Genomic DNA, 23,889 nt, shown 5'->3' with positions numbered 1-23,889 from the left:
TACAATGAAACCAGTAACCACAATGCAGGCTCCGGTCAACGCCGGAGATACCCCGCACCTCAATCCGGATCAACTGAAGTCCTTCGCCGACGAGCTCGGCTTCGATGTGAGGGATCTTCGCGACATCGCCCAGTCGGCCGCCCTCACCGCTCTCCTCAAGGAGATCGAAGCCGGCGGCGAGTTCACGGTGCCCCTCACCCTCTGTGTGGTCCCCTCCGGCAAGCTGCCGGTGTTCGTCGATGAGCGCCGCGTCCGCTATCTGCGGGAGTGCTGCGCGATTGCCGACGTGGACGCCGACAAGTGGGTCGATGAATGGATCGACACCATGGTGAAGGACGGCTTGAGCGGTGACTACGACGTCTCGTTCAACGGTTTGACCTACGACATTGTCGCGGAACACGGCGACCGGAGCCCAGAGGAAATGGAGGCACTCTACGAAAAGCTCCGCCCCGTAGCCTTGAAGTTTCAGCAGGAGGCGAAGGCTTCCCTGGAAGGGGGTGCGTCTTGAATGCGACCGCACTCCGGCGCCGGAAGGCCAGGGCCGATCCGCAGCCGCTCAAGATGGTGGAGGTCACCGTCCCGCGTGCCACGCTGGAAGCTGCCGAGGAGTTTGCGCGCCACTTCGGGCTCACGCCCGAAATGGTGATGGAAGGCCAGTTCTACATGGAACTGGAATCGTTTGGCGATGACCTCCTTGAAGCGCTGGTCCGTGCTGACCAGCGCCCGCCGATCGCCGATCCTGTCACGGTCCAGCTGTCGATCCTCGCGGAGGCAATGGAGCTTACAGCGATCGCCGCGAAGGTGCTCAACCGCCCGCTGGGCTGGCTGGTGACCTTGTTCGTTGAAGGAGGCACCGATCTCGTCTGGAGGCAGATGAAGAACGCCGAGGAGGAGGGAAACCTCGCCGACGACACCGACGTGCAGGATCAGGCGAAAACGATCTTCTCGCACTCCATGTGCGCGCGTGCAGGCAAGTTCCCGAAGACTTGCGAATACGACGCGTGGGTGCAGCTCGGAATCGATCGCCCAAAGAAGAAGGGAGGGTCCGCCCGTGCCTGACGTTCCTGCCCTCGTCGCCTTCGAACAGGCCCTCGACCATGAGGCGGCAGCCGAGCGGAAGGCCGCGCGTGAAGCCGCCAAACTGGAGCCGATCACCATCGTGATCGCCGACCAGGAGGAACTCCGCCGGCTTCACGAACTCGCCAAGCGGCACCGTCGCGACACGCCAGTCGCGATGATCCGCCGACACCTCCGCGGCTGGAGCCGCACCGAGCTCGACGCCATCCGCATCGAGCAACGCATCGCCTGAAAATCCACCACCTAAATCTCAATCCATCAATTCCATGACCATCATCCTCATTTCCGACCTTGCCGGAATCTTCGCCACCCGTCGCCGCGAAGCTGCTGACGATCACGGCAAGCTTCGTGAAGGGCTCGCAGCCATGACCTCGCCGGCTTCCGAGTCGGAAGGCGTCCCCTCTCCCGCCTCGCCCGCGTGGTCGGTGCCGCAGTCGAACGAGGTGTTTATCGCCGCCGTTGCCGTCGCCTCCGCCATCTTCCGCGCGAGCGGTGAGGTGAAGGATCACACCGGCATGCACGACTGCACCATGCGGGTGCTCCAAGCCGCCCGCGACTACGCCGCAGAATCCGGCCTCGATCACCGCAAGATCGTCGCCGGGTTGGCAGACGTCGCGACCATCATCGAAAAAAACACCTCCCCATTCCATGGGCCCGGTCCCTCGGAGGAGTGGTGGAAGCACGACGCCCGCCTCGCGTCCGTGATGCTGCCGGTGATCTGCCGGGTCTACGAGACGCAAAAGGCGCATGAAGAGAAGCTCGCCATCATCCGTGAGAGTATCGCCCGCGAAGGAACTACGCGACGACCGGAGGGCCGCATGTGGACGGCGAAGGAAGCCGCCGAAGAGTTCCGGCGGAAATTGACGGCAAAGCAAGAGGGCAAGGGCCCGGTGGTCATCTTCGGTGACCGTGTGGTCGTCGAGTGCCGGCCGGAAGAGCCGGGACCCACATGGTCAGTGGCGCTCGATGACATCCCGAACCCGACGCGGCTGCTCAAGTGGGTCTCGGATCTCACCGCCAAGACGTGGTGCACCGCGGAGATGGTCCGCGACTTCGTCGGCATGGTTTGCTCGGCGAAAGGATGGGAGATCTATGCCGCTCCAGACTCCAACCCAGGCACTGCCGCTGCTTGAGCATCGCTCTCCATGCCGGGCCTGAAGATGAGGATGCAACGCTCCATGCCGTGGGGCGTTGCATGCCTCATCCCGATCTCCTGAACCTCTGCTACGAGTTGCAGGGCGGACCGGCTGAACCGATGACCATGCCGGTGACCGAGCGCATCGCCGCGGTGTGGCGCGGCCCCGGCACTTGGGAGGTGCGCTTCCTTGCGACCATGCGAGCCGCTGAGGCGGAGCGCGTGGGGCTGTGGGAAGACATCACCGGTGCCGTGGTGCAGATGCACGCGATCGAAGAGTTCCTGCGCAAAAAATACTCGGCGGAGGTGATGCGCCGCTATTCGACGATTTCCACCATGACTATCGCCCGGAAGCGGCTGAGGTCGGATTGCAGGCTCTTGGAAGAAGCCATCGGCATCTCGGAGCAAACCCATACACCACTGCCGCCGTGGTGGTGGAAGTTTCGCCCATCTGTCCGCAAATAGAGATCCCGATGAACAAGCGACTTCAGCAGGCAGCGCTGCAAACACCGACGGGTGACGACGGGTCACAAGCCGTGCTGGCGACATTGGCGCGCCTTTCAAATGCCGCGGGCGAGACCGGTATGCGCCTCCACAAGCTCGCGGCCGCCACCGGTCTTTCCGGGCGCGCCGTCGACGCTGCCCTGAAGCAGCTGAAAGAGCTCGGCTTCATCTCGGCCCGCGACGGCACCCGTGGTGTCGTTCATCGCGTCCACCTCGCAACTCCTTCCGCACTCCCGCTGGAGACCTCCAGCGACGTCTAACATTTCCATGAACACCCAGGCACCTGCTTTCCAATTCTACCCGCAAGACTTCCTGGTCGGCACCGCCATCTTCACCGCGGAGCAGGCCGGCGCTTACATCCGGTTCCTCTGCTACCAATGGGAGCACGGTGCTCTCCCGGACGACATCGAAACCCTCGCGCGACTGGGCGGATGCCATGGCAATGCGGTGGCATCCGTGCGGGCGAAATTTGACGTCGGCGCTGATGGTCTCCTCCGGAATGCGCGTCTCGAACAAATTCGAAACGAACAGAAGGCGTTTCGCGACCGACAGTCACAAAACGCAAAAAACGGATGGGAAAAGAGAAACAAGAAGACGGACACCGATGCCACCGCATCAAAGCGGCAGCGTGGTGGCAAGAAAGCGGCACATGCCAAACCGGATGCCACTGCGATGCCGAACGCATGCCAAAACGATGCTCTTCATTCTTCTAATAATACCCCTATAGTCCCCACAGGGGACGGGGCGGATTCTGGAAATCTCCCGTGGGACGAAGACGCCGAGTGCTGCGCCCGGATCTGGGAAGCCTACGACATCTTCCCCCGTGGCCGTGAGCGCTCCTCCAAGCCCAGGGTGCGGAAGGCGTGGGACGCGATCCCGAAATCAGAGCGGCCGGAGCACGACGAACTCGTCGACTCGCTCGGCCTTTGGCGAAAGTCGGAGAAGTGGACCAAGGCGGGCGGCCAGTACGTCTGCACAGCCCACGTCTGGGTGAAGGACCGGAAGTGGGGAATCACGCCGGTGCCCGCGCCGACAGCCACCGGCGGCGAAGACTCCCTGTTGGGACGAACCCTCAAAACCTCCGAGTTCCGTGTCTGAGATCCCGCAGTCGCCAATCACCGAGCGCACGGTGCTCTCGCTCATGGCGAGGGACGAATCCTTCCGCCGCCGTGCCTCCGCGGACGGGCTCGACTCGGACCACTTCTACGCCTGCAAGCCGATCTTCGACGCGATCACCGAGCTTGCCCGCAATGGCGAACCCGTCGACGAGGCCACGCTCTCCGCCTCGCTCGAGCACTCCGGCCAGATCATGTCTATCGGCGGACACATCGTAATCTCGGACCTGTTCCGTGAGACCACCGGGGGCCGTGCCTGGGCGAAATACTTGAAGGACCTGCGAATGACGCATGCCATGCGCATCCAGCGCGATGGCTTGGCATGGGCCACTGACGCGACCACTACCGACGAAGCGCTGGAAGCCCTGGAGTCAACCCGTGAGGCGATGAGGCGGGCTCTCGCGGGCCCCACGCGGTCGAAGACGATGCGGCAGGTGATGGCGGAGCTGATGGAGGAAATGAAGCGGCTTGCGGCTGCGGGCCCTATCCCGGGCATCTCGACTGGCATGGACGATCTGGACGCCGCCACCGGCGGGCTCAAGGACGGAAGCCTCTGGACCGTTCTCGCTCAAACTTCCCGAGGTAAGTCGGTCCTGATGCTCCAGATCGCATGCGCGGCCCTGAAGGCCGGATACAAGGTGGCGTTCTTCTCGGTCGAGATGATGACGATCGAGATCGGGATGCGTGCGGTGTCGAACCGCGGAAAAATTCCGATGGAGCTGATGACCCAGCCGAGGCGCGCCAAGAAGCTGGACCTTCAGGCGATCGAGAATCAGATCCGAATCCTGGTCGAGGAAACCTGCTGGGTGAACGACACGCCCGGAATGTCCCTGGCCTACATCGAGCGGGAAGCATGCAGGCTCGCCGACGAGAATGACGGGCTCGACCTTGTGGTCGTCGACTACCTGCAAATTCTCAAGGCAGAGCGAAACCGGAACCAGAACCGCGAGGAAGCGGTTGCCGGCCTCTCCAACGGCCTCAAACAGCTTGCCAAGAAGCTGAACTGCCCGGTCCTCACCGGTTCCCAGGTGAACAAGAAAGGCGATAGCCGCGAGTCCGACGCCATCCTCTTCGACTCCGATGTGGCCCTGATGATCGGCGACGACGGCATCAAGCTGGCCAAGGTGCGGAACGGACCGAAGGACGTCACGCTGCACTACCGCCTCAATGGTGCCGTACAGGCCTTCCAGCCATTCACGCCGCCTCCGCCGGAGGAGGCGCCTCCAGAAGTCGTAAACAAGCAGGCCGACCAATGGAAGGCCGCGCGGAAGGGCCGCACGGACAAGCAGTTCAAGAAATGATCGACCTACCATGAAACTCGTACTTCCCCGCCCCCGTCGCATCGCTCAGAAGCTTCCGCTCCACGAGGCGCTGGCCTTGGATTGCCTGCGCGGGTTCACCAATGAAAGCGGCCTTGGCACAGCGCCGCCGGTCGATCTGCTGACCAACCACCTCGAAATCACGCCGGAGCACGCCGTTAAACTCTGCGGGTCTCTGCAAGGTCGCCGCCTGATCCTGTTCTCTAACAAGGAGTTCGCCATTCTGTCGCAACTTTCGGCAGCCATCAAAAAGGAGCGGGATCGCAACCGCCGCCGCAGCGTGCGGACTGCCTGCGCCCCGCGCTCGGCGATGAAGCCGGACTGGTCGCTCACCATCGAATCGCAACGGCGCTTCCCTGCCCTACGCGGCCCGGTCGAACGTCCTGCTTCTTACAACCGGCCGGCCGCGTTTGAGGCGCTGCTGAAAGAGCATCCCCACCACCACCGGAACGACTGTCCCTCCAACGTGGAGATCCTCACCGATGCCTGCTATCCCGGTGAGCTGCAGACGGTCCTCACGCTGATCGAGGAACAGCGGTCCGCCAACCGGCAGCCGGTGCTGCTCTTCACCCGCAAGGCCGTTTACGTCGGCGTCCTCCGTCACGCCAAGCGCTGATCACCGGCGTATGCAAAGGCCCGGCCGCGACAGTTGGCTGATCGCGGTTCTGAGTAGCAATTATTCCGGAAGATCGACGGGGCCGGGAAGATCGTCCAACAGAGGAATCCCAGGTACGTCGTTGGGGTCTTCAAGCGGTCGCAACTTTACATTCAGGGTCTTTTCGGCTGCGAGCATCTCGCACGAGGCGACTGCATATTTCATGCCGGGACCCTTACCTTCGTTCAGCATCCGCAGCGTCATTCCAACCTGGGGTTTCCAATTACAGCCGTTCACCCGGGCCTCTATTGACTTAAAGCCCGGAATGGAGGGCACACTGAAGACCACTCGCCAAGCGGATGGGGGTTCGGAATGCATAACGTGGAAGTAGCTCCTCTTAGCTGCGCTCGGACCAAATGCGGCTCGTTTGCTCCCGGAGCCCGTATATAGCGTGCGAAGCTAAGGTTCCAATCTTAGGCCAAGGTGGTTCGCAATCATCGCCTGGCGAGATCCGATGTTGTGGAATTCCATGAAAGTAACGACCGAACCGCACGAAGCACAATGGATGGCGTTGAGGGGATGGATCGACCCCTTGGGGGTAATCGTGCTTACTTCGAATTCCGCGGATTCGCATTTGGGGCAACAGGGAATGGCCATCGTGGGCAGGTAACACCGGGCCCGGAATTCTGAAAGTGGATTCGCCTCCCGAACGGCTTGAAAGCGGTCTCTCTGCTAGTTCCAGCGATCCGCTCAGGCGGAAGACTGGCGGTGCATGAAAACAAAACTCCGCCTTCTGTCGACCGGACTGGCTCTGGCGCTCTCATCGTGCGGGCTCGTTGCCCCACCCTCTTGGAACGGGTCCGCGAACCCACTGGACACGCCGTCAGTGCGGCTGAAAACGCCCAAAGCCGAGGGCCGGTTCGGCCACTCAAATAAGGGGGTGACGTGGTGAAAGCCCGGCTCCTCACCCTCGCGGTCGCCTGCCTTTGTCCTGCTTGCAGTACGACCACCACCGAGAAGCTCGACCCTCTTACCGGGAAGGCCTTGGAGCGAACCGTCATTCAGTCCTTCGACGGGGCCGCCTTCACCGCGGGGGCAAACGCCGTCACCACCACCGCCGCGGCTGTCGTCGCCGCCAAGCAACCGCAGATCCGCGCTGAGAAGTGACCGGATCTCGCCCGAGGAAGTCGCCGCTTGCAACCGTACCACACCATGAACCTGCCGAAAGCACCTGTTTCCCTCATCAAGACGCTCGCCCTTGAGGCGTGGCTGAAGGATGGCAACACCGGACCGCTGCCGAAGGTCTACAACCTCGCGGTTCGTGGTTATCGCGCGGAGTCGATGGGCCCGACGAAGGAGAACGACTTCGGGTATTTCGATGACGCCTTCTTCTTGGTCACTCCGGAGTGGATGCTCCCCGCGAACGCGAACACTGACCCATCCCGCCTCGGCTGGAATGAAGGCGTTGGCAAGCCCTACGGGATGCTCAAGCCCGGCGTGTGGTGGATGTACTCCGGCGCTCACAAGGGCCGCAAGCCGGCGCTCCGGCAGGCGGACGACGCGGAGGTGGCCAAGCAGCTCGGCATTCCCCACGAAGGGAAGTTCCACATCCGCCGCATGTGGGGCCGGGACGATCCGCGCAACTACGACGAATGGGGTCACCAGCAGGTGAACCTCCATTTCGGCCGTGGACCGATCACCGGCACGTCGAGCTGGCTTTGCCTCACGGTGCCCGAGGGCTCGCCGTGGATTCAGGAGGCGGTGAACGCGCTGAAGAAGTACGGGCAGAAGCTACTCCCGAACATCCTGATTGAAGGCCCGATCATCTGACACCCTGATACCCTCTTCCAATGTCCACCACCATCCTTGCCTCCCTTACCGAATCGCAGATTGACGCGATCATCCGTCACTTCGGCACCCTCGTTGCCGCCATCTCCAGCCTTGCCACCACCGCCGGTGTCGCGGTGCTCATCTGGCGGCAGTCGAAGAACAAGAAGGATCTCGTGGCTAGGATCGACGCGAACACCGAGATTTCCACGACGGCCTTCGACACCGCCAACGGGCACAATTCGAAGATCGTCGAGCTATCCCAGCAGGTGGCGTCCGCGGTCGAGGAGATCAAAGGGGCGAAGTCTGACAAGCTGGACCCGGAGGAGAAATGAGGGATCGAGGCGAACACCCTCGAGGTTGAGAGATCGGTAGGCAGAGCAAACAGGGATTTTCGACGTGGGAAAAATGGGATACGTAGATAAATCTGGTGCTATGGGTCGATTCAGCTATTTCGCGAAGGGTAAGCCTAATCCTTCCCATGCCTAAAACTAAGTCCCTATACTTGGAAGTAGCCAATTTCGTAGTTAAGTTTGGAGATCATTTGAACCTTGTTGACCTTTTCGAGGAGGTGGTAGCGCCCGCCCTCACTGATGACACCCTGCGTCGGAGCTTCACCGGCACCCATTATCTGCTTCACGAGCCAAGGCTTGTGAATTTGAAAGACGACTTGGGGGTGGTGGGACGATTGGTGAAAGATGAGGTCATCGCCTCAGAGCAGCAGTTGATTGAGAACGAACTCCGCCCCACTGAGGATACTCTGCATTCCTCCCCTTCCTCCCTCTTCCTGCTTGTGGTGGGGTCGCACCGGCTCATTTACGTCAGGGAGAACACAGGTTCGCCGAGTGTCGGGACGTTCCAAGCCACGCTGGCGAAGTTTCTGAAGTTGAAGCACAAGGCGTTCATCGACTTTCAGTCCAAAATTGAGCACCCGGGTATCGGCCGAATGCAGAAGAAGCAGTTAGTCGAAAAATATCCGTATCCAAGTATCAGCATCACCCCTATTGCCAACGAAGGATCAGTCGAAGATTTCATCAAAAAGTTTGCTCGGTTAAAGTCCATCACAACGACCCTCAAGAAAACGAATAGCGAATTTGATAACGATGGACTGTTCGACCAAGTTCGGACATCCCAGGATCTCCTTAAAAGCACGAAAACGACTCTCCGTTATGAGAACAAAGAAGGCTTGAATAAGGACGAGGCGACAAAGCAGGTGGCAGCTCTTGCCAAGCAGGGAAATCACGATCTTCAACTAAACGGAGTCGACTTTGGGGGGTCCGAAATGAAGGGCGATGAAGACAGCCTAAAGCTGAAGCATTCGATCCCGGAGCTCTCCGAGGATCTAGAAAGTGCCGCGCTAGAGCTATACGGAGCATTTAAACGACTTAAGAAAACCGCCTCGATTATTGTCCCGGACGTCATCGACAAAGTGAAGGAGAAGGTTAGGATGATCAAAGACTCCTACGGCCTATGAAGTTTGCTCGCTCAAAGAATCCAGACGACGTTCTTGCCGAGAAGAACCTCTGGCAAATCTACCTCGCATCGCTAGGAATTCCTGATTCGATTTTCAATTGGATCGTTGCGGTACTGGCGGGGGTGGTGGCAGGCGGATTCGCGTTCATACAAAATGGGGAGAAAATCTTGGAAGCCATTCAGGACCTCGCAAATCTAGGATTCAATTCGGCGGTCAGTCTCCTAGGCTTCTTAATTGCCGGCTTCACGATCTTCGCTGCGAGCGCAAGTCCCTCCCTACTTCAACTAATGCTTCGTAAGCGCCACAAAAAGACCCAACTAATTTACCTGAAGTATAACTTTTTCACGATCGTTAGAGTTTTTATCTATTTCCTCGCGTTTGCGATGTTCCAACTTTGCATTATCGCTTTTGGCAAAAAGGAGGGGGTTTTTCAATCGTGGGCGACGATCTTCGAGGTGAGTGAAGATGTGCGCATGAAGCTGGTGCAAGCTACGTTCATCATGTCAGTGATGTTCTGGGCATTTGTGATGATGCAGCTCAAATCGTTCGTGTTCAACGTGTATCACTTCGCTATGACGATGATTAAGGCTGGTCAAATCGAGCACGCCGCTAAGAACGAAGCGCCCTGACCTCCCAGCCGACCAAGAATCCTTGAACGGCACGAGCCCGATCAAAAAACGCGCGTTGTCTCCCCCTCGCGGTAGCAATCCCTTGCGGATTTAGGGCCCGGGCTCGGATCGGAAATTGCTGGCACGGTCCTACTGCTGTGATAGCCCTGCTATGTCCAGAGTCTCCGGCGCGTCCAGTGCACGCACCGCCGGTGACGGGCCGGAGGCTCTGCGGCATCGCCACCTCTCTGCTGTTCGCGTGCGCACCGTAATTTAGCGCAGATTTGCGACGTGCAATTTTGTGGAAAGTAAGGGTGTCTTGAGTAAATTGGAGGTCTCCCGCCATGAGCTCTCCCCACCCTTTGCCACCGGAGGTTGGTCTACTCCTCACACTCCGCCGGAAATTTCCGAGTTCCCGTTACTCCGAATTGCTCGACGCCTTCTACATGGCTCGAACTATCATGCCGGAGGGAGAGCCTTCCGACTTGGAAACTGTATCCTCGTACATTCTGGAGAAATTGTCCGCTACTCAGCAGGCTGAGGTGGAAGCGAAAAGGCTTCGAGATGCCGCGAGCTCAGAGGTGGGGATTGGGGTCGATACCCTCCCCTGAGACACCGGGAATCCGCTCAGTGGTGCCGACGCGGGGGGAGGTAGGGCACCATGCAGTCGATGGCCACCAGCTTGGGGTCGTTCGGATTGAAATCCTCGCGGAACCTCTCAATCTCCCCTAAAGGCTCAATGTCGTACATCATTGAGAATCGGAAATGTCGCCACTCTTGGACGGGCTCGTGGCACCAGGCGACGACAACGTAGGCTCCCGTCTTCTTCGAATGCCCGAGCATATAAAGGTCGGCAACCACCTTTTCACGGCCATGTTCGAACGCCACACGGCGGCCGCCGCGGACTGCCGACCTGATTTCATTGAGGGATGCGGAAACACGCATAATTGCGAACAAATTCGGTTAGACTGGTTTTTCAACTGACGTTTCCTCAGCGTTGCCCCCGTCTTGACCTCCCCGTTACGCTGTTCGCATGCGCAGCGTGGCAGTGAGATCCGGCATGAACGGCTGGTTGGTTGACGTGATCGGGTACCCGTTGCCTACAGGGCTTGCGAATGAGCAGGCGGTCACCGTTACCCGGGGCGTCGAGGACATGAAGGCGATCGTGCGTGACGCCACCGGTGCCGAGTTCGAGGTCTTCTACTGGCAGGTCGACGTCGGCCGCGAATTCAACATCGGCGGCGAGCACTACCACGAGAGCCATCCCCGGGCGATCCGCTACGTTCGCGGCCTTCTCGCCCGGCTGTCCGGCGACAAGGTGGCTGAGGCGAGCGCGCTCCTGCAGTTCATCCTGCGGAGGAATGGCCACGACGCCTGACGTCGTTTGACAAGGAGTGAGGGCTGACTAACAGGAACGGCGATGCCGAGGATTCGAAAGTTTGGACCTGATGAACTGCTGCTAGTGGCGTCGGTGGTCGTGACCGCAATCGCCGCCGCTGTCGCGCTGGTGCACCGGTTCTTGTTCGGGAGCTTTTGATGGACATTCGGGCGTCCTGGTGCGGTCAGGAACGGGAGGACGCTCGATTCCAGGGTGAAGCTGCAACCGCTCCAGGCGATTTCGCATGTCGACAAGATCAGCAGCCATCGACCCGAGGTCCTTGATCACCTTTTCCGGGCTGGGGAGATGCCGGTCCATCCCCCGCGAATACCATGCCGTGTCGCCGAGGACAAGTCGTCACTAAATGAAAAACCCTCCCCCGGCGACGGGGAGGGTGTTGGTGCCGAGGCTACCCGGCAGAGCGCTCATGACCGCGCCACGTTGTAGAGCGTCGCGCTGCTATCAAATGAAATTCATTGCCGGCTCCTCCGTTATTTCGCCCGGCCGGCGGCGAAGCGTTGTTTGCCCAAGTGAATGAGTTCCTCGGGCCACACGGTGGGATGGTGGTGAGTCCGTCGGAGTCCAAGAAAAGAGGTGTGGGTTCCAAGTGTCGTCGATCCAAGACAGGATTATGTCCCGCAGTTTACCCAGCGCCCGCAACCTCCAACTCGTCCCACCGCCCCCCCTACGCGATCGCGTGATGCCGCGCAGTCCTCAAGGCCATCATGATGTTGCTCCACTTTCCCAACCCCCAGCCGGTCCTCCCCCCGGCGGGGCGGATAGTCGGAGGGTTAGAATAGGATTTGACCCTCGACCACCCAGCCGTCTGGGCCGACATAGCACCGGGAGACTGAATACGGCAGCGTTGTGCCGTTAGAGATGACGATATTGAAGTTGTCCCCGGCGTGCGCAGTCACCCGCTTGGTGAGCATGATTTGATAGTCGTGCCATCGGTGCTCGGGATTTTCGGGGAGGGATTCGAAGTCGGCCCTTAAAATTTCGCCGACCGCTTCGCCATTTTTGATCAAGTATGAGACCATTGAACACCGCGCGATACCTCCCCGGAGAAGGCGGCAGGTGCGGTTGTGAAACCCGTGCACCTGCCGCCCTTGGCTGGGAGGCCTAAGGGAGAGTATCAAGCAGCCCACTGATTGGCAAGATCCCGCCCCGCGGCATCAGGGATCAGCATGACGCACCTCAACCAGCCATTGAGGTGTCGCTTTCCTTGACCAGCCTGGGCAAGAAGGTGTCCGGCAATACTTCCAGAGCCCGCATGTTCCAATAATTGAAGGTCAGCCAGCGGGGATGTTCACTCGCCGTGCGGCGCACCCACGCTTTGAGTTCGTAGGTACCCGTCACCGGGTTGCGCCCCAGCTCGTGAGGTTCCACTTCATACTTCCGGCCTTCGTAAGCAAAGCGAATCACGCGGTAATGGCGGATCGCCCCCCGAAGGTCGGCCATCAATGCATTTTTTTGCAGTGCCATAATTCCGGAAAATACTCATCTCCGGAATTCGTCAAGCGGTGGGCTCGCACTTTTTTCGGCAGCCGGACGGACTCCGCGAATGGCCCGAAAGACCATCTGTCACTGATCACCGATCATCGCCCACTCGGCACTCTCGTGCCGAATGGCACTCCTCGGCACACTGCAAGTCCGTCTGGGTTTGGACGTGGCGACGTTCAGCCAGAAGTTCGGCAACTTCACCAAGGACCTGGAGAAGCGTGCCAAGGGCATCTCGAAAGGCCTTTCCGGTCTCACCAACTTCGGCAGCCTCATCGGCTCCGCAAGCCTCGGTGCCACCCTCGCCAGCGGGATCGATGTCGCCGGAGACTTCGAAACCACGATCAACCAGGCCGCCGCCGCTGCCGAACTCGGAGACTCTGCCATCGCCGGTCTTTCCAAGCAGGCCCTCGACCTCTCGAAGGCCTTCAAGACCTTCGCCCCCCAGCAGGTCGCCGAGGGCATGCTTGAGCTTACGAAGGCGGGCATCACGCCGGCCGAACAATCCGCGGGCGCCCTCGCGGAAACCATGCGCCTCGCTGCCACCGAGGGCCTCGCCCTAGGCCGCGCCGCCGAGGTTATGGCGGAGCAGATGGGTGCCTTCGGGCTCACCGCGAAGGATACCGCGGGCATTGCCGATGCGCTGGCCGGTGCCTCGATCGCTTCCACAGCCTCGGTGGAGAGCCTGTCCCAAGGCCTCTCCCAAAGCGCGAAGGTCGCCAAGATCTTCGGCCTCGATCTCAATGAGACCGCGGGCTCTCTCGCACTCTTCGCCTCCAACGGCCTGAAAGGCTCCGATGCCGGCACCTCGCTCAAGACGATGTTGTCCCGCCTCATTCCGTCCACGGATGAAGCCGCGGCGGCGATGGCCCAATACGGCATCTCATTCACCACCAGCGCGGGCAAGATCAAGGACATCACCCAGGTCGCCGACATCCTCCGCACCAAGCTCGGGGGACTGAGCGAAGCCCAGCGCAATTCCACTCTCCAAACCATCTTCGGCTCCGATGCCATCCGCGCCGCCGCCATCCTCACCGAGAAGGGTGCAGCGGACCTTCAGACCTACATCGAGGCCACCCGCGATCAGCAGGCCGCCGAGCGACTCTCGGAAGCCCGCACCAAGGGCTACCGCGGCGCCATCGATGCGCTCAAGGCATCCTTCCAGCGCATTGCCATCGAGCTCACCAGCGGCGGCTTCCTGCAGGGCCTCACCGATCTCGCCAACAAGGGCTCCGATCTCCTTGGCAAGCTCTCCGGCCTCCCGCAGTGGGCCAAGAACCTCGGCCTTGGTATCGCCACCACTGCCGCCCTTCTGCCGCCGTTCGCGCTGGCACTTTCCTCGATCGTCACCGCCGGTCCCGCGCTTCTCACCGGCCTCGGTGCCGTCACCGCTTTTCTAACGGGCCCGTGGGGCATCGCCATCGCCGCCGCGGTCGGTGGCGCCATCTTGTTCAAGGATCAGCTCATGGGCGCGTGGAACGATCTCCGCGCGTGGTTCTCCGGTTGGGTACAGAGCAACCAGCCGCTGCTCGATCAGCTCAAGTCGTCATGGTCCTCGCTGGTCGCCACTTTTGGACCGCTCTTCGATTCCCTGAAGCTCTCGCTCTCGAACTTCGGCACTGCCGTCGCCAAGGCGTTCGGGACCGATGGCGCCAGCCTCTTCGAGTCCTTCAAGCAGGCGGCGGGCGGCGCGCTCACTGGCATCGTCCAGGGCGTCACCAGCGCCATCGCCAGCCTCACCTCCTTCGTTACCTGGCTCACCGCCGAGCTTCCCGCCGCGGGCACCAGCGCGGGCGAGACGGTCAATGGCATCGTCCAGTTCTTCAAGGACATGGGCGCTCGCATCGGCGAGGCGTGGAACTCGGTAAAGAGCGCCTTCGCCACCGCCCGCGACTTCCTCGTCAATGGCATCTCCGCCTTGTGGGAAAAACTCCTGCCACTCCGCGAGGCCTTCGCCACTTGGGGACAGGTCGCATCGGAAGCCTGCGGGCTCGTGAAGGATGTCGCGCTGCTCGCCTTCGATGCGATCAAGCTCGGCATCGGTGCCGTTCTGACCGCCCTCACCCCCGTCTGGGAGAAGCTGAAGGAGTTCGGGGCATGGATCGCCGCCAGCTTCGGCCCGCCCATCGTCGCCGCCTTCCAGAAGGTGAAGGAAGTCGCGGTCGGCATCTGGACCGAGATTCAGACGGCCATTCAGGGATTCTGGGACTTCTCCAAGAACGCGGTCGCCGGAATCGTCCAGGCTTTCGAGGACCTCGGCAACAAGGCCCTCGCTCCGCTCCGCAGCCTCCGCGACGGCATCAATGAAGCGCGCAAGGCGCTCAACGTCTTCGGCGATACCGGTGAGGAGGAAACCGATCGCGCCGTGGGTCACTCGTGGCTCACTGATCTCTGTGAAAAGGGCGTCTCGCTTTTCAAGAGCCTTGTCACCGACGGCATCTCGCCCGCAGGCAAGGCCCTCGTCGACTTCGGCCGCACCGGCAAGAACCTCTCTTTTGGCCAAGGCTTCAAGCTCGCCTTCGCCCCGCGCGCCATCGAGCTCGATAAGGACGGTAACCCGGTGAAGGAAGCGGAGCGTTTCGAGGGCGTGTGGAAGCACTCGCTCGACAACGTCTCATCGGCCATCGACCAGTTCATCAAGGACGGTCGCTTCAACTTCAAGGGCTTCATCGATGGCCTCGCCGCCGACCTCGCCAGCTCCGCGCTCAAGGGTGCGTTCGAAGCCCTCTTCAAAGGCCTCGCCGGGCTGACCGGGGACAGCGCGGGCGACGCGTCCACCTGGGGCAATCTCCTCGGCACCGTCCTCAAGGGTTTCACCTCCTTCGAGGGCGGCGGCTTCACCGGCACCGGCTCCAGGACCGGTGGCCTCGACGGCCGCGGCGGCATGCTCGCCATGGTACACCCGAACGAGACGGTCATCGATCACGACAAGATCCGCCGCTCCTCCGGTGCCCGCCGTGGCGGCCGTCCCGTCATCAACGTTACCACCCCCATCAACCTCGCGCCGGGCGTCTCTCACCAGGAGCTCGCCAAGATCCTCCCCATGCTCAAGCGGGACATCATCCAAACCATCCCCGAACTCATTGCCCAAGGCGGCCGTCGCGCGTCCGCGTTTGGAACCTGACCACCTACCGCTGGCCCATGCCCGACCCCATCGACATTCCGGAGGAACTTCTCAACGCCATCACCATCTCATGGAAGATGGAGAGCAATCACGGCCTCGCCGAGTCGCCCTTCTCCGGTCAAGCGCAAGCCCAGCGCGGCCAGCTCGAGCGGTGGTCGTTTGTCATGAAGGTCCGCCGCCTCAACCGCCGCGAAGCACAGGTTGCCGAGGGCTTCTTCCTCATGTTGGAGGCACCCTTCGGTCTCTTCCGCATGCCGGACCCCGCCCGCCGCAAGCCCCTCGGCAAGGCCACCGGGAATCCCATTCTCACCGCTGCTGCGACCCCGGGCGATCGCACCATCTCCGTCTCCGGATTCACGCCAAACGTCCCCGGCATCCTCAAGGCGGGCGACTGGGTCCAAGTCGGCGACCAACTCTCCAAGGTCCGCGCCGACGTCAACAGCTCCGCCACGGGCACCGCCACCATTTCCCTCTGGCCTAAGATCATGAGGACGGTACCGGATGAGACCCCGCTCATCGTCCGCGATGCCATTGGCGTTTTCCGCTTCACCTCCCAAGCGCCCGAGTGGGAGGCCGATGCCTACGAACGTTCCCGGCCCTACACCTTCAGCCTGACCGGCGTGCAGGAGATATTGGTGGACTAGCTCTCGTCATGCTTCGCCAGCGAATCCGCGAGCACCTTTTCAAACAGTTCGTGAGGCACCGCCACATTCATTCCGCTTTCGGCCAGCGAGCGGCGCACGTGGTCGGCAGCGGACTGGTCGCCGACGCCAGAGCTTCCCTGGGGGGCATGATACGACTCGATCTGCTCCTCAACGAACGTTCGTAGCGCGGTTTCATCCATGCGGACTGCTAGCCCATGATGCGTGGGATGCAAGGGACGAGCAGATTGGCGGCGCTCCCGCGAATGGCGGGAATCCCCCGCTGCCCATGCTGAAAACTGAACATTGGAAACTGAACACTTCTCGCAAATGCGAGATCTCAGTCCCGACTTCGCGGATGCCATCCAGACGAGCGCCATCACCCCGGCGCTCTTGGTCCACCTCGATATCCTCGGCGACCCGCTCTTCGCCTGGACCGGCTTGGGCCCCGTCGTCTGGAACGGTCACACCTGGCTTGGCCTCGGCTGCCTCGCCGGCGTCGAACCAATCGAGGAATACAGCGACATCCGCGCCGGGAGCCTGAAGCTCTCGCTTACCGAGATCCCCAACCAGCTCCTCTCCGAACTCGCGGGCATCGTCTACAAGCGCCGCCTCGCCGAGGTCTACCTCGCCCTCTTCCTCGGCGACACCCGCACCCTCATCGGCGTGGAACTGCTCATGCGGGGCAAGATGGATACCCTCCAACTCTCCCGCGCCCCGGAAGGCTCCACCCTCCGGATGACCGTGGGCAACGAGCTCGCCCGCCTGCGCGATTCGGAGGGCTCGCTCTACACGGACGCCCACCAGCAAGGGCTCTACCCCGGCGACACTTCGCTCCGCTTCGTCGCGTCCCTGCAGGACATCACCATCAAGCTCTAAGAACGGCACTATGAAGGATCTCATCGCCGACCTCGATTCCTACCTCCGAGCCACCTTTGGCAGACGCTACGTTCCCGGCGATCATGACTGTGTGCTCTTCATCGCTGGCTGGGTCGACCTCGTGTCCGGCTCCTCCCACGCTGATTCCATCCGCGGCACCTACGCGACTCATAATGAAGGCCTCCGCAAGCACGTCGCGGGAAAGGGAACCATCTGCATGGCCGTGCAAGGGCAACTTCTCGCCGCTGGATGGCAGCAGGTGACCGATCCCGGCGACTTCCGAACCGGTGACATCATCCTCACCGATGGCGATCACCCCGGCATCTGGCGCGGCAAGTCAATCGTCGCCTCGGCTTTCGGCTTCGCCGGCCACGCCTACCTCCACCGCCGCCACGCCACCGCCGCCCTCCGCTGGCCCGCCCCATGAGAAGCCACGAACCCATCCCTTACCTTCCGCCTGGCGTCCGCGCGGAGATCGGCCATCCGGGCTTCCCGTGGTCGCCTCACCGGCCGCCCTGCCTCGGCGGCATCGGCGAGGCCATCGTCGCCATCGTCTCCTACATCGTCGAATACGCGGCCGTCGTCGAAGCCGTGGTCGCCGTCGCCTCGATCGCCTACTCCCTCAAGCAGGCGAACGATCAGCGCAAGGAAGCCCTACAGGACCAATTCAACAGCATCCAGCGGAATGCCCGCCGCAACTTTCGCCAGCCTCTCACGCCGCGCCGCACCATCTTCGGCCGCGCTCGTGTCGGTGGCCCGCTGATCTTCGCCCACAACCGCATCGGCTTCGAGACCCACCTCCTCGTCGCCCTCGCCGGTCACGAGGTGCAGGAGATCGAATCGGTGTGGATGTTCGATGAGCAGCTCTCCTATTCGGTCATCCCCGGCGAGACCTTCGGCCGCGTCGCCGGAAAATACGGCAAAACCATCATCCTCTGGACCTTCAAGGGCACGCCCACGCAGGACATCGGCAACCAGATGCGCAATGCCCTCGATCCGCGCAATACCCCGAATCTGGGCGACCCGATCGGCATCCCGGATGTCATCGAGACCACCGACAAGTTTCACGGCATCGCCGCCATCTACGCGGTGACAAAAGCTTTCAGCGTCTCATGGGAAGGCCAGTCCCCCGAGTTCTCCGCCATCGTCAAGGGCGCCAAGATCTACGACACCCGCAGTAGTTCCACCGCCTGGAGCCGCAATCCCGCCCTCCAGGCCCGCCACTACCTCGTCACCAAGATGGGAGTGGACCCGGCCAACATCGACACGCCCACCCTCAATGCCTCGGCGAATGTCTGCGATCAGGACGTGCCGTTGAAAGGCGGCGGCAGCGAGAAGCGCTACCGGGGCGATGGGGTGTTCACCGCGGACCAGCCGCACGATGAGGTCCTCAAGACCCTCGAGCAGGCGATGGCCGGCAAGATCCGCTACAGCTCGGGCACCTGGTTCATCGAGGCCGGGGCACCCAAGGAAGCCGACGCCGATACGCCCCACTTCACCGAGGCCATGGTGCAGGGTGCCTATGAGTTGAACTTCGATCAGCCGGACCGCGCCTTCCCCAACGCCGTCCGCGGCAACTTCTTCGATGAGGCCGACTGGCAGCCCGCGTCCTTCCCGCAATACGAGGACACCTCCGCCATCGCCGCCGAGGGCAATACCAACTGGCTGGACATCGATCTCCCCCTCACGATCAGCTACACGGCCGCCCAGCGCATCGCACGCATCGCCCTCCGCCGCGCCCGATTCCGCCGCACCCTTTCCATCAATCTCGACCTCCGCGGGCTTCTGGTCCGCCCGGGAGACCTCTGCAAATACACCTCCCTTGAGATCGGCCTTGATGCCACCGTCTTCGAGGTCGACGGATTCACGTTCCTCCGCGATGGGGACAAGTTCCTTACCCGCCTCGACCTCATTGAATATGACCCCTCCATCTACGAGTGGGACGCGGACACCGACGAGCTCGATATCAATCGCGGCAATGGTGCCCTCGCCAGCATCCGCTCCCGTGGCGTGAAGAATCCCCAGTGGGAAATGACCACGCCACCGAACCCGGCCGACATCATCGCCAACCACCGCATTAATGCCGGTTACACCATCACTTGGGAGCCGCCTGAATACACCGAGAGCGAGCTCCAGAAGGTCGAATTGACGGTCAAGACCTACGTCACCACCACCGATGGTTCCTCGCTCTTCAACTACACGAGCACCGCGACCTACACCGCGACCATCACCAACGGCTCGCTCTCCCGTGCCTTCAATAGCACCAGCGTCGTTTTCCCCTCCGGCGAGATCGCCGTCGACTATGGCGTCGCGGACGTCTCGATCATCCAAGCCTTCTTCAAAAACAACCTCATCGGTCCGGAGCAAGGCATTGAGAAGCTGCCGCCATAAGGAGTGTCGACTTTCATTCGACTTGGGCGGCGCGGAGATTGGAACCGCGGAAGCCATTCTACCAGAGAGAGTCGCTTCCAAATTTCGCGACGTTTTGTTGCAGCCTCCGATACCGAACTCTTGTAAACCGCGTCGCCTATGACATCGGAATTCATTTCCAAGGCGTCTCAGACCTGCGGCGTCGCGACGGTCGTCCTAACGGTTCTCGCTGCCGTTGCGGGATTCGGTGCCTGGTACTTCGCAGCCAAGGAAGCCGACTGGAAGGACGGGGAACTGAAACGTTTCCAATCGGAATCTCGCGAGCGCGCCGCTTTACTCGAGAAAGAGGCCGCCGAAGCGCGTCTTGAGCTTGCACGCATCGACCCGGCCAAGGTGCCGGTTAGGTCGGTCCGCGTCGACATATTCGTATTCGCAACAGGGCCATTTCTGGACGACCACCTCAAGGAAATGCCGCAATCCGTGCTGGGTTCTAAGCTGTTTCTCTTAAGCCGATCAAAGACACTATGCGAACTTCAATGCGTCAAATTTACCCCTGCAATATCGAGGTCTTCAGATAATACCGTAAAGCCGCCTGTCGTGCTGGAAGGCTGGAGTTTTGCCATGACCTTCGAGTGGCCTTCGCCCAGCTGGGATGACGCTGATGGTCGACGGCTGCTCAACTGGCTGGAAGAAAGAAACGCGTCGACTGCGGACCTCGACAATGAAATTGAAGCAGTGTCGCTTTGCATGCCTTGCAGTCGCGGCGAAGGCGGCATCTACAATGGCTCGTGCATCATGACACTGAACGGCAATATCCGACGAGATTTCAAATTTCCGTCAACGTATGGGGCCGACTTCATCCACTGCACATCCAGCGGGGCTCCTGCCCGGTTCGACAAAGGGCAGCCCCCAGTGGTGAGCGGCTTTATTCCGCTTGGCCGCTAGGATGCGTCTCATCTCCTCCCGAACGCCCCCAACCGCGTTCCTCCACTGATCACCGAACACCGGTCGCCCGGCACAATCCGGGCATGCCGTCTCACATCATTCGCATCCTCTGCGAAGCCCGTTCCCAGTCCCGCACCGTTCGTGACGCTGCGACCCAGGAGGCACCCTTCGCGTGGCGCGGCTCCGACCTCGCCTTCCAACTCGCTCTCACCGACAACGGCCAGCACCTCCTCGCCGCCGGCGTCGGCACCATCATCGTCGAGGTCAAGTCCCTCAATGCCACCTCCGCCGATGATTCCCTCATGCGGAAGGAGTTCGATGCCGACGATTGCGATGAGACGTTCGTGGCTGGCGACTGGGCCGGTGGGGCCAAGCAGCTCCTCGCGGCGACCTTCACCAAGGCCGAGGCAGCCCTCGCCCAGGACAGCTACCGCTTCATCGTCCGCCATGTGGCGGATGACGGCAGCGAGATGACCTACATCTCCGCCGAGTTCCGCCTCCTCGATCCCCAGTCCGGCAGCGAGGGCCTCGATGCTCCGCCGGTGGCATGGTCCTACCTCGAAGGCCTTCCCGTCATCCGGCCGGACATTCCCCAGTCCCTCACCGGTGGTCAGAAGGAGCAGGCCCTCGCCAACCTCGGCCTGCCGAGTGCCGACGTGACCCTTGCCAGCATCAGTGCGATGAGCGCCGCACAAGCGGCTCAGGCGGCCATCGATCTCGGGGCCGCAATCTCGGTCAAGGCCTTCGGAGCTGCGGGCGATGCCAAGGCGATCTTCGTCGCTTCGATGACCAGTGGCAGCGCGGTGCTCTCGTCCGGCTACGCAGGATTCTCGGCGGGCGATGTGGGCAAATACATCCGGGTGGAGAAAGCGGGTGCCGCAAGCGCCGACCTCATCACCACCATCGCCAGCTACCAAAATTCTGGCCAGGTCACCCTCGCAGTGGCGGCGGGTTCCTCGGTCGCCAATACGGCGGCCTTCTGGGGCACCAACGATACCGCCGCGGTGCAAGCGGCGATCGATGCCGCGGTCGCATCGGACAAGATCCAGACGGTCTGTTTCCCGCAGGGCCGCTATCTCTGCAACGTTACCGTTGGCATCAACACGCACCTGGTCGGCATGGGCCAGGGCGGTGTGGTGGGTCTCATCCACGGGGCGAACAATTCGAACTTCACCGACTCTCCCGCGGTGCTCTTCCCGGCCGTCCGCACCTCGCCGGTGGTTTACTTCACCTCGGCTTTCGGGGCCGCGATGCGGAATCTCAAGGTCTCGGGTTCGAATACCGCCATGGGAGGCAAAGTTGGTACCGGGGTCCAGATTGGCGACCCGGCGACCGGCGCGAACGATTGGGTGGGAAATGGCTTCGTGATGGATCAGGTCCAGATCCTCGGCTTCAAATACGACCTCGTTTCCAACCGCACGGCAAACCACCTCATCAATGGGTGCACCTTCGGCTTCTGCGACTACGGCATCTACTTTTCCGAGATCGGCGTGGGACCGAATGGAGCAACGGCCAACCACCTCATCAGCGCCAGCTACTTCGATCACTGCTCGGTCACCGCCATCTATGGGCTCTCTTGCAAGGACCTCACCGTGATCGGCGTGGACGCGACCTTCTGCGAGAAGTTTGCCGACCTCTATCAGGTCTCCAGTCTCGTGATCGTGGCCATGAACATGGAGCAGTCGACCGGCGCGTCGTTCGTCGATCTGAGCGGTGCGTCCTCGCTGGTGGTCGACCGCGCGACCTTCGTTAACGCGAATTTCATCGTCCGCCGGATGGACTCTTCCAGCCAGGGCAACGTGGTCATCAACAGCAGCGACGCCTCGGCCTTCTATTACACGGGCGGCCTGGAATACCCCGCCATGCAGAGCGGCTACATCTGCCGCTTCATCGACTACACCTTCGCCACCCGCTCGCAGCTCGAGCATGTCGTCCAACAGAATCGCTCCGAGACCATCAATGAGCACCTCGGCCATGGCCTCATCTTCCATGAACCGTGGATTCGTTCCCGAGGAACCAGCCCCTACGGCAACAACGGTTGGACCATCACCAATATCGCGGGCGGCTACCTTGTCCGCGGCAGCGTGACCGGCGGCAACAATGTCGAGTTCTACTCGACCACCAGCGGCGGCTCCGAACAAGCCCGCCTCATGCTGGAGGCGGCGATGTTCTGGTTTGGCAACACCTACGAGATGGCGATCGAGATGGCGTGCCCGTGGGCTCCGGCAAGCGGCATCTTCCGCGCTGGCCTCTATTCTCGCGACTCGACCGCGGACATGACCCCGGACCATGGCATCGGGCTCAAGCTCGATCGATCGGTGCCGGATGCGAACCTCAAGATGGAATTCCGCAACGGCGGCACGGTGAGCGAAGTGGACACGGGCATTCCCTACACCTCGCTCACGACCCAGATGAAGTTCACGCTTCAGCGGACCTTTACCGGCTTTTCGGTGGTCGCGCGGAACGCGGGAACCGGGGCCATCGTGGCGCCACAGGTCCATCTGGCATGCACGCCCGGCGGTGCCTTCGTGAGTCCCGGCGTCTTCAGCGCGGTTTCAAGCGCCCAGCCGGGACAGGTCAATCTATTCACCTTCAAGGTCCGCTCTCATCCCGGCCCGTCCGAGTTCGTCTGGGTTCCCTGATCACCGGGCACTTTCTTCCGCCCCCTCGCCACTCTGGCCCGGTAAGCTTCGATCGCTTGCCGGGCCTCTTCGCTTTCGGGTGGTACGGCTACAGCACTCTCGGCAAGGAAGTCTTCCTCCCGCCACGTCTTCTTCCCGCCGGCCAGCAGGTTGCACAGCATCGCCTTGAACCCGGCATCCCGCCGGGCTTCGTAACGATGCCGCTGCTCCAACGCGTCATTCAGCGCCGCGAGCTCGCCGATGTCGAGCTGCTCAAACTCGTCCTTGCGGAGGCCGGTCGCGACGTGCAGCCGCGCCCATGCCTCCGTCAGGCGTTTCCCTCCGCCGGTGCGCCATTGAAGACCGCCTTCACCGCGTTGGATAGATCGCCGATCTCGACGTCCTCCACCTGCTCAATCGTCGGCGCATTGTCCCAACCACGGGAGCCCTCGAAGTAGAAATCCACCAGGAAATCGAGGTTCGCCATCTTGGCCTCATCCTCGGGCTTGGGTTGGAGAAGGTTCTCGATGCCATGCTTCTTTTGAATGGCACGGATCGCACGGACGGTGAGCTTGAGTCGCTGTTTCATCGGTTAGGCAAATAAGGAGTGCGACATCCTGTCGACTTGGACGGTTGGCCATCATTCCCCCTCACACTTCGATTGGTGATTGGAGGACTGATGATTGAAGCTTTGAAAGAGTGGCGGGGATCGGATTTGAACCGATGACCTCTAGGTTATGAGCCTAGCGAGCTACCTGCCTGCTCTACCCCGCGAGG

The 23,889-nt window shown here is 61.5% G+C and carries 26 protein-coding genes and 1 tRNA gene; 22 read left to right on the top strand and 5 right to left on the bottom strand.

The window, feature by feature from the left end:
* Positions 1-4: 4 nt before the first annotated feature.
* The 14 genes from WKV53_RS20010 to WKV53_RS19945 all read left to right on the top strand — a co-directional run bounded on the left by WKV53_RS20010 (position 5) and on the right by WKV53_RS19945 (position 9,675).
* On the top strand, positions 5-508 hold the full coding sequence (locus WKV53_RS20010) for a hypothetical protein (RefSeq protein ID WP_341406567.1): 504 nt from the start codon (positions 5-7) through the stop codon (positions 506-508).
* A complete protein-coding gene (locus WKV53_RS20005) occupies positions 505-1,059 on the top strand; it encodes a hypothetical protein (protein ID WP_341406566.1) in 555 nt (184 codons plus the stop codon). The genes WKV53_RS20010 and WKV53_RS20005 overlap by 4 nt, the downstream gene beginning before the upstream one ends.
* Positions 1,052-1,309, top strand: a complete 258-nt coding sequence (locus tag WKV53_RS20000; RefSeq protein ID WP_341406565.1) for a hypothetical protein — start codon at positions 1,052-1,054, stop codon at positions 1,307-1,309. Before WKV53_RS20005 ends, WKV53_RS20000 begins: the two co-directional genes overlap by 8 nt.
* A gap of 34 nt (positions 1,310-1,343) precedes the next feature.
* Positions 1,344-2,210: a hypothetical protein gene (locus WKV53_RS19995; protein WP_341406564.1), complete on the top strand. Its 867-nt coding sequence runs from the start codon at positions 1,344-1,346 to the stop codon at positions 2,208-2,210.
* 62 nt (positions 2,211-2,272) lie between these two features.
* Entirely contained in the window at positions 2,273-2,677 is a 405-nt protein-coding gene (locus WKV53_RS19990; RefSeq protein ID WP_341406563.1) for a hypothetical protein, read from the top strand.
* 8 nt (positions 2,678-2,685) lie between these two features.
* Positions 2,686-2,976, top strand: a complete 291-nt coding sequence (locus WKV53_RS19985; protein ID WP_341406562.1) for a hypothetical protein — start codon at positions 2,686-2,688, stop codon at positions 2,974-2,976.
* Between the two features lie 7 nt (positions 2,977-2,983).
* Positions 2,984-3,814 (top strand): DUF1376 domain-containing protein, encoded by an 831-nt coding sequence (locus WKV53_RS19980; RefSeq protein WP_341406561.1) that lies wholly within the window; start codon positions 2,984-2,986, stop codon positions 3,812-3,814.
* Complete coding sequence (locus WKV53_RS19975) at positions 3,807-5,132, top strand: replicative DNA helicase (protein WP_341406560.1); 1,326 nt, start codon at positions 3,807-3,809, stop codon at positions 5,130-5,132. The genes WKV53_RS19980 and WKV53_RS19975 overlap by 8 nt, the downstream gene beginning before the upstream one ends.
* A gap of 10 nt (positions 5,133-5,142) precedes the next feature.
* Positions 5,143-5,766, top strand: coding sequence for a hypothetical protein (locus WKV53_RS19970; RefSeq protein ID WP_341406559.1), 624 nt, complete (start codon positions 5,143-5,145; stop codon positions 5,764-5,766).
* Positions 5,767-6,693: 927 nt separating this feature from the next.
* Complete coding sequence (locus WKV53_RS19965; protein WP_341406558.1) at positions 6,694-6,912, top strand: hypothetical protein; 219 nt, start codon at positions 6,694-6,696, stop codon at positions 6,910-6,912.
* 45 nt (positions 6,913-6,957) lie between these two features.
* Positions 6,958-7,575 carry a hypothetical protein gene (locus tag WKV53_RS19960; RefSeq protein WP_341406557.1) on the top strand — a complete coding sequence of 206 codons (618 nt, stop codon included), beginning with the start codon at positions 6,958-6,960 and terminating at the stop codon, positions 7,573-7,575.
* Positions 7,576-7,595: 20 nt separating this feature from the next.
* Complete coding sequence (locus tag WKV53_RS19955) at positions 7,596-7,907, top strand: hypothetical protein (protein WP_341406556.1); 312 nt, start codon at positions 7,596-7,598, stop codon at positions 7,905-7,907.
* A 146-nt stretch (positions 7,908-8,053) separates the two neighbouring features.
* Positions 8,054-9,046 carry a DUF4747 family protein gene (locus WKV53_RS19950; RefSeq protein WP_341406555.1) on the top strand — a complete coding sequence of 331 codons (993 nt, stop codon included), beginning with the start codon at positions 8,054-8,056 and terminating at the stop codon, positions 9,044-9,046.
* Complete coding sequence (locus WKV53_RS19945; RefSeq protein ID WP_341406554.1) at positions 9,043-9,675, top strand: hypothetical protein; 633 nt, start codon at positions 9,043-9,045, stop codon at positions 9,673-9,675. Before WKV53_RS19950 ends, WKV53_RS19945 begins: the two co-directional genes overlap by 4 nt.
* Positions 9,676-10,281: 606 nt before the next feature.
* Here the strand turns inward: WKV53_RS19945 and WKV53_RS19940 are convergent.
* The gene (locus tag WKV53_RS19940) at positions 10,282-10,599 is read right to left on the bottom strand and encodes a WYL domain-containing protein (protein WP_341406553.1); all 318 of its coding nucleotides are present in this window, start codon (positions 10,597-10,599) and stop codon (positions 10,282-10,284) included.
* Between the two features lie 151 nt (positions 10,600-10,750).
* Here WKV53_RS19940 and WKV53_RS19935 point away from each other — a divergent pair, with 151 nt between their 5' ends.
* Entirely contained in the window at positions 10,751-11,032 is a 282-nt protein-coding gene (locus tag WKV53_RS19935; RefSeq protein ID WP_341406552.1) for a hypothetical protein, read from the top strand.
* A gap of 1,197 nt (positions 11,033-12,229) precedes the next feature.
* Here the strand turns inward: WKV53_RS19935 and WKV53_RS19930 are convergent.
* The gene (locus WKV53_RS19930) at positions 12,230-12,517 is read right to left on the bottom strand and encodes a hypothetical protein (RefSeq protein WP_341406551.1); all 288 of its coding nucleotides are present in this window, start codon (positions 12,515-12,517) and stop codon (positions 12,230-12,232) included.
* 142 nt (positions 12,518-12,659) lie between these two features.
* On the opposite strand from WKV53_RS19930, the gene WKV53_RS19925 reads away from it, so the two are divergent.
* Complete coding sequence (locus WKV53_RS19925; RefSeq protein ID WP_341406550.1) at positions 12,660-15,656, top strand: phage tail tape measure protein; 2,997 nt, start codon at positions 12,660-12,662, stop codon at positions 15,654-15,656.
* 17 nt (positions 15,657-15,673) lie between these two features.
* Complete coding sequence (locus WKV53_RS19920) at positions 15,674-16,300, top strand: hypothetical protein (protein ID WP_341406549.1); 627 nt, start codon at positions 15,674-15,676, stop codon at positions 16,298-16,300.
* On the opposite strand, the gene WKV53_RS19915 is transcribed toward WKV53_RS19920, so the two are convergent.
* Positions 16,297-16,500, bottom strand: coding sequence for a hypothetical protein (locus WKV53_RS19915; RefSeq protein WP_341406548.1), 204 nt, complete (start codon positions 16,498-16,500; stop codon positions 16,297-16,299). The two genes, WKV53_RS19920 and WKV53_RS19915, sit on opposite strands and share 4 nt — an antisense overlap.
* Positions 16,501-16,627: 127 nt before the next feature.
* Between WKV53_RS19915 and WKV53_RS19910 the strand changes: the two genes are divergently transcribed.
* From WKV53_RS19910 to WKV53_RS19890, 5 genes are all read left to right on the top strand, one after another.
* Positions 16,628-17,176, top strand: coding sequence for a hypothetical protein (locus WKV53_RS19910; RefSeq protein WP_341406547.1), 549 nt, complete (start codon positions 16,628-16,630; stop codon positions 17,174-17,176).
* Between the two features lie 10 nt (positions 17,177-17,186).
* Positions 17,187-17,603 carry a DUF6950 family protein gene (locus WKV53_RS19905; RefSeq protein ID WP_341406546.1) on the top strand — a complete coding sequence of 139 codons (417 nt, stop codon included), beginning with the start codon at positions 17,187-17,189 and terminating at the stop codon, positions 17,601-17,603.
* Positions 17,600-19,567 (top strand): phage tail protein, encoded by a 1,968-nt coding sequence (locus tag WKV53_RS19900; RefSeq protein WP_341406545.1) that lies wholly within the window; start codon positions 17,600-17,602, stop codon positions 19,565-19,567. Before WKV53_RS19905 ends, WKV53_RS19900 begins: the two co-directional genes overlap by 4 nt.
* Before the next feature lie 138 nt (positions 19,568-19,705).
* Positions 19,706-20,491 carry a hypothetical protein gene (locus tag WKV53_RS19895; protein WP_341406544.1) on the top strand — a complete coding sequence of 262 codons (786 nt, stop codon included), beginning with the start codon at positions 19,706-19,708 and terminating at the stop codon, positions 20,489-20,491.
* 83 nt (positions 20,492-20,574) lie between these two features.
* Positions 20,575-23,133, top strand: coding sequence for a glycosyl hydrolase family 28-related protein (locus WKV53_RS19890; protein WP_341406543.1), 2,559 nt, complete (start codon positions 20,575-20,577; stop codon positions 23,131-23,133).
* A gap of 307 nt (positions 23,134-23,440) precedes the next feature.
* On the opposite strand, the gene WKV53_RS19885 is transcribed toward WKV53_RS19890, so the two are convergent.
* Positions 23,441-23,701, bottom strand: a complete 261-nt coding sequence (locus WKV53_RS19885; RefSeq protein WP_341406542.1) for a hypothetical protein — start codon at positions 23,699-23,701, stop codon at positions 23,441-23,443.
* A gap of 111 nt (positions 23,702-23,812) precedes the next feature.
* A tRNA-Met gene (locus tag WKV53_RS19880) sits at positions 23,813-23,886 on the bottom strand.
* Between the last annotated feature and the right edge of the window lie 3 nt (positions 23,887-23,889).

It is taken from the genome of Luteolibacter sp. Y139 (assembly GCF_038066715.1).
Classification (GTDB): Bacteria; Verrucomicrobiota; Verrucomicrobiia; order Verrucomicrobiales; family Akkermansiaceae; genus Haloferula; species Haloferula soli.
The sequence above is the reverse complement of the archived record's forward strand: the minus strand, read 5'-3'. Positions and strand labels throughout refer to the sequence as shown.

Excerpts from the sequence above, each read along its gene's own strand:
- WKV53_RS19955 (WP_341406556.1), top strand. The coding sequence starts at position 7,596 with ATGTCCACCACCATCCTTGCCTCCCTTACCGAATCGCAGATTGACGCG.
- WKV53_RS19885 (WP_341406542.1), bottom strand. The coding sequence starts at position 23,701 with ATGAAACAGCGACTCAAGCTCACCGTCCGTGCGATCCGTGCCATTCAA.
- WKV53_RS19890 (WP_341406543.1), top strand. The coding sequence starts at position 20,575 with ATGCCGTCTCACATCATTCGCATCCTCTGCGAAGCCCGTTCCCAGTCC.
- WKV53_RS19985 (WP_341406562.1), top strand. The coding sequence starts at position 2,686 with ATGAACAAGCGACTTCAGCAGGCAGCGCTGCAAACACCGACGGGTGAC.
- WKV53_RS19980 (WP_341406561.1), top strand. The coding sequence starts at position 2,984 with ATGAACACCCAGGCACCTGCTTTCCAATTCTACCCGCAAGACTTCCTG.
- WKV53_RS19990 (WP_341406563.1), top strand. The coding sequence starts at position 2,273 with ATGCCTCATCCCGATCTCCTGAACCTCTGCTACGAGTTGCAGGGCGGA.
- WKV53_RS19900 (WP_341406545.1), top strand. The coding sequence starts at position 17,600 with ATGAGAAGCCACGAACCCATCCCTTACCTTCCGCCTGGCGTCCGCGCG.
- WKV53_RS20010 (WP_341406567.1), top strand. The coding sequence starts at position 5 with ATGAAACCAGTAACCACAATGCAGGCTCCGGTCAACGCCGGAGATACC.
- WKV53_RS19920 (WP_341406549.1), top strand. The coding sequence starts at position 15,674 with ATGCCCGACCCCATCGACATTCCGGAGGAACTTCTCAACGCCATCACC.
- WKV53_RS19925 (WP_341406550.1), top strand. The coding sequence starts at position 12,660 with ATGGCACTCCTCGGCACACTGCAAGTCCGTCTGGGTTTGGACGTGGCG.
- WKV53_RS19995 (WP_341406564.1), top strand. The coding sequence starts at position 1,344 with ATGACCATCATCCTCATTTCCGACCTTGCCGGAATCTTCGCCACCCGT.
- WKV53_RS19905 (WP_341406546.1), top strand. The coding sequence starts at position 17,187 with ATGAAGGATCTCATCGCCGACCTCGATTCCTACCTCCGAGCCACCTTT.
- WKV53_RS19940 (WP_341406553.1), bottom strand. The coding sequence starts at position 10,599 with ATGCGTGTTTCCGCATCCCTCAATGAAATCAGGTCGGCAGTCCGCGGC.
- WKV53_RS19970 (WP_341406559.1), top strand. The coding sequence starts at position 5,143 with ATGAAACTCGTACTTCCCCGCCCCCGTCGCATCGCTCAGAAGCTTCCG.
- WKV53_RS19910 (WP_341406547.1), top strand. The coding sequence starts at position 16,628 with ATGCGAGATCTCAGTCCCGACTTCGCGGATGCCATCCAGACGAGCGCC.
- WKV53_RS19945 (WP_341406554.1), top strand. The coding sequence starts at position 9,043 with ATGAAGTTTGCTCGCTCAAAGAATCCAGACGACGTTCTTGCCGAGAAG.
- WKV53_RS19895 (WP_341406544.1), top strand. The coding sequence starts at position 19,706 with ATGACATCGGAATTCATTTCCAAGGCGTCTCAGACCTGCGGCGTCGCG.
- WKV53_RS19950 (WP_341406555.1), top strand. The coding sequence starts at position 8,054 with ATGCCTAAAACTAAGTCCCTATACTTGGAAGTAGCCAATTTCGTAGTT.
- WKV53_RS19915 (WP_341406548.1), bottom strand. The coding sequence starts at position 16,500 with ATGGATGAAACCGCGCTACGAACGTTCGTTGAGGAGCAGATCGAGTCG.
- WKV53_RS19960 (WP_341406557.1), top strand. The coding sequence starts at position 6,958 with ATGAACCTGCCGAAAGCACCTGTTTCCCTCATCAAGACGCTCGCCCTT.
- WKV53_RS19930 (WP_341406551.1), bottom strand. The coding sequence starts at position 12,517 with ATGGCACTGCAAAAAAATGCATTGATGGCCGACCTTCGGGGGGCGATC.